The following is a 17,629-nucleotide window of genomic DNA, read 5'->3' as shown; positions in this document are numbered from 1 at the left end:
CACCGAAAGGAGGATTCTCTTGGCGAAAACACTGCTGTTCCTGGCGCCAGCCATGGCCGGACCCGGCAGGAGGGCAAGGGGAAAGAGCCTGTTTCCCCCACTCAACCTTGCCCTGCTGGCGGCCATGACACCCCCTGACTGGGACATGAAGATCATTGACGAGGCCGTGGACACCCTGCCGCAGGATGCTACCGCTGACCTGGTAGCCATTACCTCCATCACCGCCGTGGCCCCCCGTGCCTACCAGCTGGGCGATGACTTCAGGAAGCGAGGCGCCAAGGTGGTCATGGGAGGCATGCATCCCAGTGCCGTGCCGGAGGAGGCTGCCTTGCACTCGGATGCAGTTGTTATAGGTGAGGCGGAACCCGTATGGCCCGAGGTCCTGGCGGATTTCCAGAAAGGCACCCTTAAGAGGTTCTACAAGGCCCCTTTCCTTCCTGACCTCCAGGGACTGCCGAGGCCCCGCCGTGACCTCTTCAATCCCAAGGGCTACCTAACGGTCAATACAGTCCAGACATCCCGGGGATGCCCCCACGATTGCGAGTTCTGTGCCGTCACGCGGTTCTTCGGCCGGCGTTACCGTGTGAGACCCGTGGATGATGTCCTGGAGGAGCTGGACCAGATAAGGTCGAAGATGGTGCTCTTCGTGGACGACAACATCGCCGGGAATCCCCCCCATGCTAAGCGCCTGTTCAAGGCACTCTCAGGTCTTGGCCTTTCCTGGATAGGGCAGAGCTCCCTGAATATAGCCAAGGACCCGGACCTCCTGAGACTTGCCTCCCGCAGCGGCTGCCGGGGCCTGTTCATAGGCTTCGAGTCCCTTATCTCCGAGAACCTGGAACGCATCGGTAAGGGCCTGGTGAACAGGGTTGACGAGTTCAAGGAATCAATCCAGAGGATTCACGATCACGGCATCGGGATCGAGGGCGCCTTCATCTTCGGGTTTGACCGCGATGACGTCGGTGTCATTCGAAGGACCGTGGAGTTCGCCAAGGCGGTCCGTCTTGAGGCGGCACAGTTCGGGATCCTCACGCCCTTTCCCGGGACCCCCCTCTATGAAAGGATGGAGCGGGAAGGCCGGATACTGGAGAGGGACTGGAGCAAGTACACCATCTCCAAGGTAGTGTTCGAACCCGCCGGGATGACCCGGCAGTCCCTCTCGGACGCCTTCGCCTGGGCCTACAAGGAGTTCTACTCGTACCGGTCGATCCTGGCCCGCCTCCTTCCCGGGCTAAGAAGGAACTTCAAGTTCTTCTTCCCCATTAACCTTGGGTTCAGGAGGATCGTGTCCCAGCTCCGCTAGGTTACAGAAAGTCGCGGCGAAAACCTCGGGATTCATTCCGAGGATGAAGGCGATTAGTACAGGCGAAAGGTGCTTGTGGGTCCGGTGGCCGACAGGCTCAGGGACATCCTCCTTGGCGTGGCTCTTCAGCGTGAATGGGAGGTCATTGCTCAGGAAGTCATGCCGGATCAGTTAGCTCTTTGCCTCAGCGCCACCCACGATAAGCCCCGCAGACTTGGTGAAGGTATTAGAGGGTGTATCGGGCCGGATTCTGCTGAAAGAGTTTCCGAGCTTGGCTCGCAAGACTGGACGCGGAACACTGTGGGCGCCTTCGTACTTTGTCGGTTCCGCTGGCAACGTACCCGCCGAAATCATCCAGCGGTACATCGAAGAGCAAACGGCGAAAGGCTGAATGAGCCCTGCAACGAGCATACCGCTTTCCCTTCTATCCCACTCCCGGGCAAGCCACCCTGTTATCCAAGACGTTCGGGTGCGTCCGGTGGGTCTACAACAAAGCGCTGGCCAACCGGGAGCAGCTGTACCAGGAGACCGGGAAGGGTAGCACATACAACCGGGATGCCGGACTTCTCACTGAATGGAGGAAGGAGGCCTCCTGGTTGAGCGAAGTGCCCGCAGTACCACTCCAGCAGGTTTTGTGTCACCAGGGGACAGCATTTGCGAACTTCTTCGCCAAGAGAGGCGGCAAACCCCATTTCAAGGGTAAAAAGGATGCACAATCCGCCACATTCGTGAGCAACGCCTTCCGTTAGGACAGCGATGACCTGTGGCTTGCGAAGATGGATGAGCCTTTAGCGATACGGTGGAGCCGGCGCTTCAATGGCAACCCTTCCTCGGTAACGGTGACGCTTGACAGGGCGGGGAGGTATCATGTCGCCGTCCTGGTTGAGGAGGAGATCCCGCCTCTTGCTCCCGCCGTACAAACGGTAGGTATTGATTGCGGCTTGAAACACGCCATTGTTCCCAGCCGCGGTGAACCTGTGGATAATCCCAGGTTCTTAGTCAAGGACGAACAGCGGCTTGCCAAGGCCCAGCGCAGGCTTGCCAGAAAGCAGAAGGGGTCAAAGAACCGGGCCAGTTGACGACTCAACTCATCCGCGAAAACCAAGTGCTATGCGTGGAGTCGTTAAAGGTGAAGAACATGGCAAAGAACCACACACTGGCAAAGGCCGTCCATGATGTGGCATGGGGCGAACTCGTGGGGCAACTGAAATACAAGGCGCAAATGCAGCGTGGAACATAGAAGCGGAGGGGCTTCGTCTCCTCGGCCTTTCGGCCTGACAAGCCTGCACCGCGGGACACGCGGGAAGTGCCTGTGGAGCCATGGTAAGACCAAAACCCTTGTTTAGGGAACGGCACAGGCGATGAAGCAGGAACCGGAAGGCGTGAGCCTCCGGGAGTCCTCGGACTTCAGTCCGGGGAGGATGTCAACAAGGAGCCTTTCCAGAGAGGTTGGTTTGATTCCGCCACCCTCCTTGGCTTCTTCACTGGATAAGCCAACCTTCAACTATTTCAACTTCGAGGGGTTATGATGTGAGAGGAGTCTTGCTGCCCAGCATCGAAGAAGGTTTTTGTGTTCAGCCAAGATAGGCAGGGAGTAGAACATGGAACACCAACTGCTGCTAGCGATCCTTGATTCCACATACAACGCCATCGTGGCGATTAACACCTCTGGCCAGGTTATAGCCTTTAACCTTGCAGCTGAAAAGATCGTTGGGGTGCCCGCCAGCCACGCGCTGAAAAGACACATAACAGAGATTATCCCGGAAACGCGGCTGCTGGAGATCCTGCAGACCGGCTCCACAGAAACGAATCAAAAAATGGTGATAAACGGTCGCACGATTATATCAAACCGGTCTGCGATTCGCAGGGGAGAAGAGATCATCGGAGCCGTAGGCGTATTCCAGGACATTTCCGATATTGAGGAGGTCCTGGGGGAAATGGAGGCCTATCAGAATCTGGTCAATGAACTCCAGGCCATAATCGAGTACTCCAATGACGGCATATACATCACAGACGGCAAGGGAAAGACCCTCAGAGTGAACTCCGCGTATGAGAAAATGAGCGGCATAGGCTCCGAAGAGGTTGTCGGCAGGGATATGAAAGCTCTCGTTAAGGACAGGTATTTCTCAGAGTCCGTAACCCTGAAGGTTTTGGAGTCTAAGAGCACGGAAACCATCCTCCAGAAGACTCGTTATGGCAAGATTCTCATGGTTACGGGGAACCCCGTCTTCGATGAGAATGGCAGCATAACAATGGTGGTGACCAATGTCCGGGACATCACACAGCTTAATAACCTGCAAGAACAGTTGAAAGAAACCAGCGGGCTGACACGGGGGTATCAACAGGCGCTCTCCAACCTTTCTGTCTCAGAGACCGTGGACATGGTTATGGGGCGGAGCCAGTGCATGAGGGATCTCATGGAACACGCACTTCACATCGCCCCTTTTCCTACCACGGTCCTGATTGAAGGGGAGTCAGGTGTAGGAAAGGAACTCATCGCCGCCTTCATCCACAAGCACAGCACGAGAGCCGCTGGTCCCTTCATAAGGGTCAATTGCGCCGCCATCCCCGAGGCCCTACTGGAGTCTGAGCTATTCGGTTACGAGCCGGGCGCGTTCACCGGGGCTCAGGCACATGGCAAGCCGGGCCTCTTGGAGCTGGCAAATGAAGGAACTATGCTTATGGATGAAGTCAGCGAGATGCCTTTGAACCTCCAGGCGAAGCTCCTGAGGGTTCTCCAAGAAAAGGAGGTGCTACGCGTTGGTGGGATCAAGTACAAGAAGCTCGATGTGCGGGTGATCGCCACCACCAACCTGAACCTGCAGGACATGGTGCACAGAAAGCTCTTTCGCAAGGACCTCTACTACCGGCTCAACGTTGTCAGACTAACGGTTCCCCCATTGAGGAACCGCCGGGAGGATATACTTGAGCTGGCTGAGTTCTTTCTCAAGAAGTACTCACAGGAATACGGGCTGGACAAGAGACTCTCCAGGCGTGCAATGGACTGTTTCGTTCATTACGATTGGCCTGGAAACGTCCGTGAGTTGCGCCATCTCATTGAGAACTTGGTGATCAGCACGATAGAGAACCTGATCGACTTCTCCCACCTGCCCTCCTACATGTATGAATCCTCTGACCCTGAGAGGAAGGTAGTAATCAAGGGGTTGTGTTCCCTGAGGGATGCGGTCCATCAGACCGAGAGGCAATTACTGGAGATGGCCTTAGGTGAGTACGGATCCATACGTAAGGCTGCTGCTGTCTTGGGCATCCACCATGCCACACTGCTGCGAAAGATGCGTGCTTATGACCCTCCGGTTGACGAGGGCGAATGATGTGATGGTTCAATTCCTAACCAAGGGTGGTGCGTAATCGCACCGCCCCTTATTCGTCTCGTACCACAGGGTCGTGAGCCCATTCCGGACTCTCCTGCCATGCCCCCTCTATAGCGGTGCGGTATCGCACCGCTTGCTGGTTCCCCAGTTTAGGCTCCCGCCGCCCTGAGCAGGGATTCAAGGTTGCATGGTCCCTGGCACGCCAATTGCTCAGGCATAGTGAAGCCAGGAGGCAACTTTCGCGTTTGCATGCGGCTGCGAAAACCGGCTGGGAGGGACCAGTAGTGCCAACATTTCAAACCGCCAGGAGGATACTCATAGGCCCTGGGGTTCTCGAAGAACTGCCTCGTGAGATAAGGGAACTCCAGTGCAGGAGGGCCCTTGTGGTCACAGATCCCGGGGTGTTCAGCGCGGGGATGACTAGCAGGGTTATTGACGAGCTAGCCAAGAATTGCCTCGAAGTCGAGGTATTCGACGGGATCGAAGGAGAACCCACTCTCGAGGTGGCCGAGGCGTGTCTTGCCACGGCCAGAGCCTTCTCCACCGAGATCGTGGTAGGCGCCGGGGGCGGCAGCTGTATTGACGTGGCCAAGGTTGCCGCAGTGTTCTTCCGAAGCGAAGGCTCCGTCAGAGACTACACCAGCTCCGACCTGGCTCTGAAAGAGGGTCTTCCCCTCGTTGCCATCCCGACTACGGCGGGTACGGGATCGGAGGCCACCGGGATTGCCATACTCATCGATAGCCTGGAGAATCGCAAGATTGGGATGACCAGCCCAATGCTCTTCCCTCATCTCGCTGTGGTTGATCCTGATTTGATGCTCACAGTTCCAGCACCCGTAACCGCCTATACCGGGATCGACGCACTGACACATGCCGTGGAGGCCTACCTGTCAATAAATGCCACCAGCGTCACGGATGCCCTTGCCATCAAAGCCGTCAGCCTCATCGGGAATGCCTTGAGGGTCTGTTTCCAGAACGGTAGGAACAGGGAGGCCAGGCATGCCATGGCTGAGGGGAGCCTCTTGGCGGGAATGGCCTTCGCCAACGCTGGTGTGGCTGCGGTACATGCCTTCGCCTATCCCTTAGGCGCCAGGTACCGGGTTCCCCACGGCGTGGCCAACGCCCTCATGCTCTTGCCAGTTTTCAACTACAACATGCAGGTGTGCGTTGACCGGGCCAGCCACATCGGCGATGCCCTGGGAGCAGCCCCGGAGATGGTGACTGGTGAAATGGGAGCCAAACGTACGTTGCAGGCTCTCGAAACACTCCTAAGAGAACTAGGCATCCCACAGACCTTGAAGGAAGTAGGCGTCAGGGAAGCGGATCTGCCGGATATGGCAGGGGAGGCACTCAGGATCGAACGACTCCTCAGGAACAATCCGAGGGAGATAGGTTATCAAGAGGCCATCGCCCTTTACGTGCAGGCTTTTTCCGGCTTCGTGCCCCCGGTCTTTGCAGTGTGAACCTGCCCGAAGTAGGGATCAAGTGGAAATAGGGGGAATCCTCGACAAGATTAGACGAAACTCTTCTCACGAGGAGGATGGCCATGTCGAGACTGCTTAGGGTGGATGTGGGTTCCGAAAGGGTGAGATTCCTAGACGTTCCCGAGAAGTACTCCCTCTTGGGTGGACGTGCCTTGACCTCATCTTTGGTCAGGGACGAAGTGCCACCGGCGTGTCATCCGCTGCGAAGACACAACAGGATAGTGATTGCACCAGGATTGCTCTCTGGGACAAAGGCTCCATGCTCAGGGAGAGTCTCGGTGGGTGGCAAGAGCCCCCTGACAGGCACCATCAAGGAGGCCAATGGAGGAGGGATCACCTCCCAGAAGGTGGCGAGGTTGGGCATCAAGGCCGTTATCATCGAGGGGATGCCGGATGGAGATAAAACCAGCATTCTCCTGGTAGGTAATGGGAGGGCTGAACTGGTGCCCGCCAAGGAACTCAGGCACCTTGGAACCTATGAGCTCAGCCAGATACTGCGTGACAGGTACGGGAAAAGCGTGGGCCTGGTCTCCATCGGACCAGCCGGTGAGATGAGGATGCTTGCCGCCGGGGTGGCCAACAATGACAACGAGGGAGAGCCCAGCCGGTATGCGGCCCGCGGCGGGCTAGGGGCTGTGCTGGGAAGCAAGGGTATAAAGGCCATAGTAATCGACGAGGGAGACTCAGAAACGGTAAAACCGAAGAACCGCCAGGGCTTTGACAGTGCGGTGAAGGTGTTCACCAAAGCACTTCTCAGTCACCCCGTGACCACGCAGGCCCTTCCCATGGCCGGCACTGCGGGTACCATCGATCCCATCAACGAGGTGGGCGGACTCCCCACGAGGAGCTTCCGAGAGGGCAGGTTTGAGGGTGCCTCCAAGGTATCAGGCTGGCATATGGCCAAGGTGGTCGAGCAACGGGGGGGCAAGGGTAAGATGGGGCACCCCTGTCATCCCGGCTGCATCATCCGGTGCTCCAACATCTACCCTGACGAGTGCGGCAATGTTCTGGTCTCCCCCCTGGAATATGAGACAGACTGGGCGTTGGGACCAAACCTGGGCATCGATAACCTGGACCACGTGGCAATGCTCAACAGGATCTGCAATGATGTGGGCCTGGACACCATCGAGACCGGGTGCACCCTGGGTGTTCTGATGGACGCTGGAGTACTGGAATTCGGAGACGGTCAAGGGACCATCCGCCTCCTCCAGGAGGTTGCCAAGGGAACTCCCATGGGCAGGCTCATAGGGGCGGGCTGCGCAGTGGCGGGCAAGGTCTACGGTGTCACACGGGTGCCTGCCGTTAAGAACCAGGGATTAGCGGCCTATGATCCCAGGGCTATCAAGGGCATCGGGGTCACCTTCGCCACAGGAACCATGGGTGCTGACCATACCTTTGGATATACGGTCTCCCCTGAGGTCTTCAAGGTGGGGGGCAACCTCGACCCTCTCAGCCCAGTGGGGAAAGCGGAGGCTTCCAAGGATGCCCAGGTATATACAGCATTCATCGACAGCACAGGCTTGTGTCTTTTTGTCACATTCGCCACTGCAGATAATGAGGAGGCCGCCAACTCCATTATCCACATGGTTAACGCGACTCACGGGGTTGATTGGACACTAAAGGACGTTCTTGACTACGGTAGGAGGGTGCTATCCCTGGAGAGGCAGTTCAACGCTGAGGCAGGGTTCACCAATGCTCACGACCGGCTTCCTGAGTTCCTGTATGAAGAGAAGCTGCCTCCCCATAATCACGTCTTTGACGTCCCTGATAATGAGCTGGACTCAGTGTACATGCCAGGTGGGGCCACATGAGCAAGAAGGACGTCGTTGAGATTCACGTTAATGTCAAGTTGCATGAACTGGTGTGCAGGCAGTTGCAGGCTGAAGGAAGAGATCCTGGCGACACAAGTCTCGAGGTTGTCCTGGAAGAGGGAAATGTATTGCGGGACCTCATGAACGGGCTGGGATTGTCCCCGAAGCACTTCTTCGCTGCCATCGTCAACGGGGTTCACTGCACAGACTTGGACTTGAGGCTCTCTGAAGGCGACAGGGTTGCGTTCCTTCCACCGATAGCGGGAGGGTAGACGCACATCATTACCTAGTCGGAGGTGAATCTGAGGCGTGAGTCACGACATCACGCTAAAGGACGCTGAGAGGGCTGTGAAGGCAGCCATTCACGAGGCTCAAGCCGTGGGAGTACCCATGGTCATCGCGCTGGTGGATTCGGGTGGACACCTTGTCCTGCTCAAACGCATGGATGGGGCGATATGGGGGAGCGTGGACATTGCCATAAACAAAGCCTTCACTGCTGCGGCGTACCGGGTGTCCACGGCACAGCTGGCCGAGAAGGCCCAGCCTGGTCAGGCTCTTTTTGGACTCCATGTATGCAATGGTGGGCGCTCAGTGGTATTCGGGGGAGGAATTCCGCTGTTCAAAGGGGGTGAACTCTCAGGGTCGATCGGGGTGAGCGGTGGAAGGGTGGATCAGGATGTAACTGTAGCGGAAGCAGGGGTCAAGGCGTATGAAGCGGGCGCATCCAGGCATGAGAAAACCACCACATGATCGGGAGGAGGCAGCGAAATGGGTCAGTTCACCCAGATACTCATTTCACCCAGCAGGTATGTGCAGGGGCGTGCCGCCATCAACGAGATCGGCGAGCACGTGGCGCTTCTGGGTGACAGGGCACTGGTAACTGGAGGCAGAACAGGCTTGGCTGTAACAAGGGAGGGCCGGGAGGAGAGTCTCGCTGGAAAGAAGATATCGCAGGTCGAAGAGGTATTCCGCGGCGAGTGCAGTGACCAGGAGGTTGAGCGACTAACGGATGTGGGGATGCGTGAGCAGTGCAACCTAGTGATCGGCAGCGGTGGCGGGAAGACCATCGACTGCGCGAAGATAGTGGCCATGAACCTGGGGGTTCCGACGGTGATCGTGCCCACATCCGCATCAACCGATGCTCCATGCAGCCGCCTGTCTGTGGTCTACAACGAAAACGGGGAGTTCGTGAGGTTCGTGTTCCCGCCAAGGAACCCGGACCTTGTCTTGGTGGACACTGACATCATTGCGAAGGCCCCCACAAGACTCCTGGTGTCGGGCATGGGAGATGCCTTGGCGACCTGGTTTGAGGCAGATGCCTGCGAGCGGTCGTGTGCCCTCAATCTCACAGGGGGACGCCAGACGGCTACAGCCGTGGCCCTGGCGAGGCTCTGCTTCGACATCTTGATGGAGTATGGCCTGCAGGCCAAGATCGCCTGTGACGGCAATGTGGTAACCCCAGCCCTGGAGAAGGTGGTCGAGGCCAACACGTTGCTCAGTGGCCTAGGCTTTGAGAGCGGGGGCTTGGCGGCTGCCCATTCAATGCAGGATGGTTTCACCCTGCTCCACGAGATCCATGACTTCTATCACGGGGAGAAGGTTGCCTTCCTGACCCTAGTTCAACTTGTCCTTGAGGAGCGCCCCAAGGAAACGCTGGATCAGGTTTACCAGTTCAATAAGAAAGTGGGCCTACCCATAACCCTGGGTGAGTTGGGTATTGGCGATGTAGGGCCCAAGAGGTTGATGGAGGCTGTGGAGGCCTCAAGCCTGCCCGGCAAGATCATGCACAACCATGCGTTCCCCATTACCAGCCCGATGGTGTATGATGCCTGCATTGCCGCCAATGACATGGGAGTAAGGGTACATGCCGGACAACCTATAGCGTAGCCCGAGAACAGATGGGGAGGGAATCTTACGATGCGAGAGAACTGGGGTGCAAAGTACCTCAATGAGTTCATAGGAACCTATCTGCTGGTGCTGTTCGGCAATGGGGCCGTGCTAGTCGGGGTGATAGTGGGGGCCTTCGCCGGCGGGCTGTGGGATGTGTCCATTGTCTTCGGTCTTGGCGTAACCATGGCCATATATGCCGTGGCAGGCGTATCTGGGGCGCATCTGAACCCCGCGGTCACGATCGCCCTCTCCGCCTACAGGGGTTTCCCAAAGAGCCGGATAATCCCTTACGTTATCTCGCAAGTGGCAGGGGGGTTCGCGGCGGCCGCCACCTACTACGGCGCATACAAGGGATATTGGATCCATTTCGAGAAGGTTAACAACATTGTGCGGGGTCAGCTGGGCAGCCAGCTCAGTGCCATGCCCTTCCACGGCTTCGCGCCCAACCCAGCCATCGCGGGCACTGGACCTGAAGCCTGGGCGCTGGTACCCATCAGTACAGCGTTCCTGGCAGAGATCTTTACTGCTTTCCTGCTAGTATACTTCGTATTCGCCATCTTTGACGACAAGAACCCGGCGGCGCCCAAGGGAAATACCGGGGCACTGGTGCTTGGCTTGCTCATCGCTGTGTTAATAGCGGTGGAGGCGCCCCTCACCATGACACCGATCAATCCCGCCAGGGATTTCGGTCCTAGGCTCTTTGCATACCTGGCGGGCTGGGGCTCCATCTCCATACCAGGACCGAGAGGTGAGTTCTGGCTATTCCTCCTTGGTCCGGTAATAGGTGGGCTCATTGCTGGCTTCGTGTACGATATGGTTCATCGGAGATTCCTTCCGGGTACTGTTAGGGAGTCTGCGGAGGCCTAGGTGATATCGGCAGGGCAGGTACGTAGGAGGTTCATCCCGGGCATCCTACGTACCTGCCCGTCGTGGACGGCATGGACTTTGAGGCCAAGAGCGTGCTGTGTGCCAGGTACTCTTTGTGATTAGGCTTGTGCGCAAATAAGGCAAATTCGCCAGGGAGGGGGTTTCTGCCGGTGACTTCTGCAGAGAGGCTGTGCTTGGTTCCTGGCTGGGACAAATCGTATGACCCTCTTGAGCATGACTTCAATCCCAGTATGAGGATCAAGGCGGATGTGGAGGAGGTGTTGTCCTACAGCAGTGAGGTCGACCCCGAGAGAGCCGTGATCATTACCCAATCCTATAAGGAAAACGAGGGAGAGCACATCTACATCAGGAGGGCCAAGTTCCTCCGCAACGTGCTTGAAAGGAAGACCATATACATCAAGAGGAACGAGCTGATCGTGGGGAACCTTGCCTTCAAGCCATTGGCTTCCATGATCTTCCCTGAATTCTCCTACAGGTGGGTCATTAACGAGATGGAGAACCACCCATTTGAGGAGCGCGATCTGGAGCCGTACGTGATACCTGAGGATACCAAGGAGAAGCTGAGGGGCATAGCAGACTACTGGGTGGGCAGCACCCTGTGCGACCGGGCGGAGGGGCTGTTTCCGGAAGCCCTCAAGAAAGCGCTCGATGCCAGCGTGTTTTCCGTAGGCAACTACCTCACAGGTGGTATCGGGCACTACACAATGGGGTACGAAAAGGCTATCAACCATGGTCTTGCTTGCGTCAGAGACGAAGCTAGGACTAGGATGAGCGCCCTGGATCCGACCGACCCCGATTACGCTGACAAAAAGGCGTTCTATTCAGCCGTAACAATAGTCGTGGACGGAGCCGAGGTTTACGCCTCCAGGTATGCCCAGATGGCCGAGGACATGGCCGAGAAGGAAAGCGATGCCCAGAGGAAGAGGGAACTCCTGAGGATCGCCGGCAACTCAAGAAGAGTTCCCATGTACCCGGCGCGTGACCTTTGGGAGGCATGCCAAGCCTTCTGGTTCGTGCAGGTTATCGTCCAGATAGAGTCAAACGGACACTCGATATCTCCGGGTCGTCTGGACCAGTACATGTTCCCCTTCTATGAAAAAGACACCGCCAGCGGCAATTTAACCAAACGCGAGGCGCAAGAAATCATCGACAGCCTATGGGTGAAACTGGGGGAGACGGAGAAGATCAAGTGCAAGGAAGTAACCCGGGCGTTTTCCGGTGCCTGCAAGTCGCAGAACGTGCAGGCGGGGGGTGTCACACCCGAAGGTAAAGATGCCACGAACGACCTCTCTTACATCATCCTTAACTCCACGGCTAGGACCAAGATGTGTGAGCCCGCCATGTCTGTGAGGTTCAGCAACAAGTCCCCGGAGGAATTGTGGGAAAAGGCGATTGAAGTGATAAAGGTCGGGCTTGGCATGCCAGCCCTCTATAACGATGAGGTAATAATCCCTGCCCTTTTAAACCGGGGCGTCGAACTGGAGGATGCCAGGAACTATAGCATCGTGGGATGCGTCGAACCGCATGTACCCGGAAAGACCTACGGCTGGCATGACTCAGGCTTTTTTAACCTGGCCAAGTGCCTTGAGCTGGCCCTCAATGACGGGTACCCGATGGATCCATCATATGACAGGAACCTGGGGCGCGTGGGCCTTCCCACAGGCACGCTTCTGGGAATGGGAACGTTTGACGAGGTTCTAAAGGCCTACGATAAACAGGTCAAATACTTCGTTGATCTGATCATCCTGGCTAACAACATCATAGACAGAACGCATCAGGAAATGGCCCCGGTGCCATTCGCCTCCATCCTAATCGATCCTTGCCTCGAAAAGGGTCTGGATGCCTCTCGAGGGGGAGCCAAGTACAACTTCACCGGACCTCAAGGGATAGCCATCGCCAATGTGGCGGACTCCTTGGCTGCCCTGAAGAAGTATGTGTTCACTGCGGGGGTGCTGTCCCGGGAGGATGTGTACAATGCCCTCCTCCGAAACTGGAAGGGGTGCGAGGTCGTCCAGAGCAGGCTGTCTCAGGGACCGCATTTTGGCAATGATGATGACTACGTGGATGAACTGGCCCATCATGCCGCACTGGCCTACTGCAAGTGCGTGGAAAAGAAGCCCAACGCGAGGAACGGAATATTCCAGCCAGGCCTGTACCCGGTATCTGCCAACGTGCCCTTTGGTGAGTCCACCTGGGCGACTCCAGATGGCCGTGAGGCAGGAATACCTTTGGCCGATGGTATATCCCCCGTGCACGGCAGGGATGTGAACGGGCCCACTGCCGTGCTGAAGTCCGTGGCCAAGGTTGACCACGTCATAGCCTCTAACGGAACACTGTTAAACCAGAAATTCCACCCCAGCGCGCTTGAGGGCATAGAAGGCAATCGCAACTTCATGAACGCGATGAGGGTTTACTTCGAATTTGGCGGGCTTCATAATCAAGTGAATGTCGTGAGCGCAGATGTGTTACGCGATGCCCAGAAGAACCCTGGAAAGTATGCCAACCTCGTGGTCAGGGTGGCAGGGTACAGTGCATACTTTGTGAGACTCGGCCCGGTTCTGCAAAACGACATCATTGAGAGAACAGAGTTTCTAGCATCATAGGTGAGGGGCCTAGCCCCTCACCTATGCTCAGATTCGAACGATAGGGACGGGAGCCGCTTATGGATTGCCGAAGCCTTCCAAGAGGTAACACTGTGAGAGGCTACGTTTTTGACCTCCAGAAGTACTCGGTACACGACGGTCCTGGGATACGCACGCTCATCTTCCTGAAGGGTTGCCCGCTGCGCTGTGTATGGTGCTGCAATCCCGAGTCCCAGGCTATCGATGACGAAATAATGCACTACCCTGATCTCTGCCTGGGGGTAGACAGGTGTGGTCTTTGTTTGGGAGCCTGTGAGGCTGGTGCCCTCTTGCCACAGGGGAGGGGCATCACCCTCTCCAGACAGGCATGTATCCAGTGTGGCAAGTGCACCCGGGTGTGTCACCCTGGAGCGCTTAAGAGCACTCGTCAAGAGATGCCAGTGGAGGATGTCTACGACTACGCGATCCAGGACAGGGCCTTCTACCGTAGGTCTGGGGGAGGCGTTACGCTCTCTGGAGGGGAACCCCTCTACCAGTTCGACTTCAGCCTCGCGCTATCCGCATACTTTAGGTCCAAGGGCATCAGTGTAGTTGTGGAAACCACCGGCTATTCCCCGTGGGAAAAGATTAAGGCACTGGCCGAGCATGCCGACATGTTTCTCTATGATATCAAGCACATGGACCCTGAGATGCACCTAGAGTATACAGGTGTGGGTAACGAGGTGATCTTGGAAAACATCATTAAGCTGGAAAAGATGGGGGTTCCTATCAAGCCACGGGTCCCATTGATCCCCGGGATTAACGATGACCATGATAACCTCTCCAGGACTGCCTCTTTTATTGCTCGCAACCTTCATTCGGTGAAAACCGTGGGTCTGCTGCCATACCATCGCCTGGGCCTACCCAAATACCAGCAACTGGCAAGACACTGCGATGTCAGTATGGTCTTACCTGTGAGCAGGAGCCAATGGCGCTACTATGACAGAGTAGCCACGGTTTTTGCGAGTCAAGGGCTCCGGTACACACTAGGCAGCTAGAACACGGGACAGAAATGGCGGCCTTCTAGGGATTCCGGGAGAGGTGAGGGCCTCAGCGGCCCGATTGTTGGATAAGGAAGACCCAACTCTAGCCATTCTTGTTCGTTCGCTCACTCAACTCGCAAAGACCCAAAGGTGACCCAGCCCAGTGAAGGTGCATTCATTACATACCTGGCGGTTATCACTGCCTCGCCTCCCGGGCTTTCCCACTTATTCATCCCTATGGCCTTCCCGCTCCAACCCTGTCCCAAATGTCACTGCATGAGGATTGCGCCCGTGGTTGGCGGTATCCTGCTAGACGGGCCACAGGTCCCGGGCCGGGAGGTCCATCCGAGCCTGGCAGGAAAAGCGGTTATCCCCTCGAACCACTCATGGATTGCCCTGCGGGGAGGAACGATTCCCTCATGGATGTCCTTGGCGTGAGAGCGGCCCTTGGTTTTCTTCCCATAATGCTCACCATTGCCCTCATGGCAGGCCTTCTCTGGCCAGCCAGGCGAGCCATGCCTCCAGCCTACCTGCTCGCCGTGGCCCTGGCCGGAGGAGCCTGGGGCATGCCGCCCCGGTGGATCCTGGCGGCCACCGTCAACGGTGCCCTGGTCTCCTTCACGATCCTGGCCATAGTGGCCGGGGCTATCCTCTTACTCAACACCCTGAGGGTATCTGGCGCCATGGCCACCATCGCCTCGGGCTTTTCCAGGGTAACCCCAGACAGGAGGGTGCAGGCCCTTCTCATCGGTTTTGGGTTTGCGGTGATGATCGAGGGAACCTCCGGGTTTGGCACACCAGCAGCCCTGGCAGCCCCACTCCTGGTGGGACTGGGGCACCCTCCCCTGGCGGCAGTGGTTGTCTCGCTCCTGGGTCACGCCGCCACCGTCTCCTACGGCGCGGTAGGAACGCCCATCATAGCCGGGATCGGGGCCACCCTGGACACGGCAGAGGTCCGCAGCGCCCTTTTCGCCGCGGGGCTGGACTGGACCACCTGGCTCTACGGTCGCCTTACCATAGCCGTGGCCGACCTCTACTTCCCAGCAAACGTCCTTCTGGTCCCCATTGCCATCACGCTGACCCTGACATCCGTGTTCTCTAGGCGCCGCCCCTGGCGGCGCGCGCTGGAGATATGGCCCATCCTCCTGGCCTCCGGCCTGGCAATGGCAATTACGCAGAACCTCACCGCACGCTTCCTGGGTCCGGAGCTCCCGGGGATCCTGTCAGGTCTCTCTGTCATGGCCTTGCTCACACTGCTCTCCCGCCAGGGATGGCTCATGCCAGGCCAGCCATGGGACTTCCCTCCCCGCAAGGAGTGGGACAGGAGCTGGGGGGGCAGCATCGATCCATCCCTTCCCTCTGCTGGAATGCCACTCGCAAAGGCTTGGACACCATATCTCCTGACGATCGCTGGCCTTCTGGTCACCAGGTTCCCCGCCCTTGGCCTGAGGGAGGTGGCTCTCGCCCCCACCCTCAGATGGCCCGGCATCCTTGGCACTGACCTGGTGTGGACATGGAACTGGCTGTATAGCCCTGGGGTGTTCCCATTTGCCGCAGTGGCCGTGATCTCCTGGGCCATTCTCGGGGTAGGACCCAGCAAGGCAAGGGAGGCCCTGCAGATGACCTCCGGGCAGATGAGGGAGGCTACGATAGCGCTCGTCCCGGCGGTGGCCATGGTCCAGGTGATGCTTCACTCTGGCCAAAACCCCCAGGGGCTTGACAGCATGCTCCTGTCCATGTCCGATGGGGTCGCCCGTCTCAGCGGGCAGACCTATCCCCTCCTGGCGCCCTGGGTGGGAGCCCTGGGATCATACGTGTCCGGGAGCAACACGGTATCCAACATCCTGTTTACCAGGTTCCAGTATGGTGTCGCCAGCAGGTTAGGGCTCTCCTTGACCGGAACCCTGGCCCAGCAAACCCTGGGCGGTGCGGTGGGCAACATCGTGGCGCCCCACAACATCATTGCCGCCTGTGCTGTTGTGGGACTCCTGGGCCAGGAAGGCCGGGTCCTGCGCACCGTCTGGTGGGTGACCGCACTCTACCTGACGTACGTGGGTGTGGCAGGGTTGATCCTCAGCCCCGGGCCTTTTTGACATCTAGTACAGGGGCGAAACTACCGTACCGATTCGCTGGACCTTCTCCTCAACCTGGACGTTGATCTGGCTCTCCCCACCTACGCCAACCTCAACCGGCTCAACCAACTGGGCGTCCGCTTCATCACCCTCCGCCGCCGGTCCCGGCGCCTACTTGGGCAACCCGAGCCCGCGCCCTCTCTGGGCGTCCTGTTAAGCCCCACAGTATATGGAAAATGTTAGTTGAACTCCGGGCCGTGGAAATCCAGGCTAGGGCTACGAACACAGATGTCTTCTGAGTGCCGATGATGCTACGTATCACCAGCATATTGGGCAGACTCAGGGCGGGCCCAGCCAGGAGCAGCGCCAGGGCAGGCCCCTGCCCTATTCCCGAACCAAGCAAGCCCTGGAGGGTGGGAACCCCCGTCAGGGTGGCAAAGTACATGAAGGCCCCCGCTACCGAGGCAGCCAGGTTAGACACCAGGGAGTTCCCACCTACGATGGATGACACGTAGCGTGAAGGTATCAGGCCAGCATCAGTGCCTGGCCTCCCCATCGAGGCGCCAGCGACCAGCGCCCTCGCGAAGAGCAGGGGAAGGATCTGCTTGGCGAAACCCCACGTGATCTCAATCCATGAAGCCCTCTCCGCGGCTTCGAACCACCGTAGCAGCATGTAAGCCAGCAGGGCGAGAAACCCGGTAGTGATGTACCACTTCACAGAATAGACGGCGCTCCAGAAGCTGGCTGGGTACTGAGGTCTTCCCCAGGCAGCAAACACCAGGATGGCCACCAGGGTGGCGAAGTAGAGGAGGTTTTGCGAAGGCTTGTGCTGTTCCTCCTCAACGGGGACATCTGCCGCTTGCTTACACCGCTGCACCTGGTTTACCAAACCTACCTAAATCGCAAGTTTGGAAGGCCGCCTCTCTTCGGCCAATTTTGACGCTTCATCCAGGATTGCTCCGAAAAGTCTTACATCCTGTCCACGCCCGTTTAGACTGTCCGTGAACCCACTCCGGCCAGTATGGATTCTTAACGCTTCCGCCTCAATGTTAAAGGCAGCATTCCAATCTCTGCCTGCGGTGTAACCGCACTCACAAACAAATGTTCGGTTATTCAGCGTCAAGTCATCCTTAATAGTCCCACACTTAAGACACAGGCTACTTGACGGAAAGAACCGGTCAACTTTCACCAAGACGCCGCCGTACCACTCGCTCTTGTATCGTAGCTGCCTATGAATCTCGCCAA

Annotated in this window: 14 protein-coding genes and 2 pseudogenes; 14 read left to right on the top strand and 2 right to left on the bottom strand. The window is 57.6% G+C overall.

Going from position 1 to position 17,629, the window contains the following annotated elements:
* Nucleotides 1–19: 19 nt before the first annotated feature.
* The 14 genes and pseudogenes from AB1576_03625 to AB1576_03560 all read left to right on the top strand — a co-directional run bounded on the left by AB1576_03625 (nucleotide 20) and on the right by AB1576_03560 (nucleotide 16,405).
* Nucleotides 20–1,303, top strand: coding sequence for a radical SAM protein (locus AB1576_03625; protein ID MEW6080864.1), 1,284 nt, complete (start codon nucleotides 20–22; stop codon nucleotides 1,301–1,303).
* Nucleotides 1,304–1,490: 187 nt separating this feature from the next.
* Nucleotides 1,491–1,694: pseudogene (gene tnpA, locus AB1576_03620) on the top strand (IS200/IS605 family transposase).
* A 7-nt stretch (nucleotides 1,695–1,701) separates the two neighbouring features.
* Nucleotides 1,702–2,052: a transposase gene (locus tag AB1576_03615; GenBank protein ID MEW6080863.1), complete on the top strand. Its 351-nt coding sequence runs from the start codon at nucleotides 1,702–1,704 to the stop codon at nucleotides 2,050–2,052.
* Nucleotides 2,053–2,079: 27 nt separating this feature from the next.
* On the top strand, nucleotides 2,080–2,382 hold the full coding sequence (locus AB1576_03610; protein MEW6080862.1) for a transposase: 303 nt from the start codon (nucleotides 2,080–2,082) through the stop codon (nucleotides 2,380–2,382).
* 522 nt (nucleotides 2,383–2,904) lie between these two features.
* Nucleotides 2,905–4,635, top strand: a complete 1,731-nt coding sequence (locus AB1576_03605; GenBank protein MEW6080861.1) for a sigma 54-interacting transcriptional regulator — start codon at nucleotides 2,905–2,907, stop codon at nucleotides 4,633–4,635.
* 284 nt (nucleotides 4,636–4,919) lie between these two features.
* Nucleotides 4,920–6,098 carry an iron-containing alcohol dehydrogenase gene (locus tag AB1576_03600; GenBank protein ID MEW6080860.1) on the top strand — a complete coding sequence of 393 codons (1,179 nt, stop codon included), beginning with the start codon at nucleotides 4,920–4,922 and terminating at the stop codon, nucleotides 6,096–6,098.
* A gap of 83 nt (nucleotides 6,099–6,181) precedes the next feature.
* Nucleotides 6,182–7,930, top strand: coding sequence for an aldehyde ferredoxin oxidoreductase C-terminal domain-containing protein (locus AB1576_03595; protein ID MEW6080859.1), 1,749 nt, complete (start codon nucleotides 6,182–6,184; stop codon nucleotides 7,928–7,930).
* Nucleotides 7,927–8,202, top strand: coding sequence for a MoaD/ThiS family protein (locus AB1576_03590; protein MEW6080858.1), 276 nt, complete (start codon nucleotides 7,927–7,929; stop codon nucleotides 8,200–8,202). Before AB1576_03595 ends, AB1576_03590 begins: the two co-directional genes overlap by 4 nt.
* Before the next feature lie 37 nt (nucleotides 8,203–8,239).
* Complete coding sequence (locus tag AB1576_03585) at nucleotides 8,240–8,680, top strand: heme-binding protein (protein MEW6080857.1); 441 nt, start codon at nucleotides 8,240–8,242, stop codon at nucleotides 8,678–8,680.
* Nucleotides 8,681–8,698: 18 nt separating this feature from the next.
* Nucleotides 8,699–9,817 carry a glycerol dehydrogenase gene (locus AB1576_03580; protein MEW6080856.1) on the top strand — a complete coding sequence of 373 codons (1,119 nt, stop codon included), beginning with the start codon at nucleotides 8,699–8,701 and terminating at the stop codon, nucleotides 9,815–9,817.
* Between the two features lie 30 nt (nucleotides 9,818–9,847).
* Nucleotides 9,848–10,687 (top strand): MIP/aquaporin family protein, encoded by an 840-nt coding sequence (locus tag AB1576_03575; GenBank protein MEW6080855.1) that lies wholly within the window; start codon nucleotides 9,848–9,850, stop codon nucleotides 10,685–10,687.
* Nucleotides 10,688–10,857: 170 nt separating this feature from the next.
* Complete coding sequence (locus AB1576_03570) at nucleotides 10,858–13,311, top strand: glycyl radical protein (GenBank protein MEW6080854.1); 2,454 nt, start codon at nucleotides 10,858–10,860, stop codon at nucleotides 13,309–13,311.
* Nucleotides 13,312–13,403: 92 nt separating this feature from the next.
* Nucleotides 13,404–14,327: a glycyl-radical enzyme activating protein gene (locus tag AB1576_03565; protein ID MEW6080853.1), complete on the top strand. Its 924-nt coding sequence runs from the start codon at nucleotides 13,404–13,406 to the stop codon at nucleotides 14,325–14,327.
* A 404-nt stretch (nucleotides 14,328–14,731) separates the two neighbouring features.
* A complete protein-coding gene (locus tag AB1576_03560; GenBank protein ID MEW6080852.1) occupies nucleotides 14,732–16,405 on the top strand; it encodes an L-lactate permease in 1,674 nt (557 codons plus the stop codon).
* A gap of 250 nt (nucleotides 16,406–16,655) precedes the next feature.
* Here AB1576_03560 and AB1576_03555 read toward each other — a convergent pair.
* Nucleotides 16,656–17,201, bottom strand: a pseudogene (locus AB1576_03555) (permease).
* Between the two features lie 78 nt (nucleotides 17,202–17,279).
* On the bottom strand, nucleotides 17,280–17,629 hold a 350-nt coding region (locus tag AB1576_03550), incomplete at its 5' end, for a transposase (GenBank protein ID MEW6080851.1).

The sequence above is a fragment of the Bacillota bacterium genome (assembly GCA_040754315.1).
In the GTDB taxonomy this organism is placed as follows: domain Bacteria; phylum Bacillota; class Sulfobacillia; order DUSP01; family JBFMCS01; genus JBFMCS01.
The sequence above is the reverse complement of the archived record's forward strand: the minus strand, read 5'-3'. Positions and strand labels throughout refer to the sequence as shown.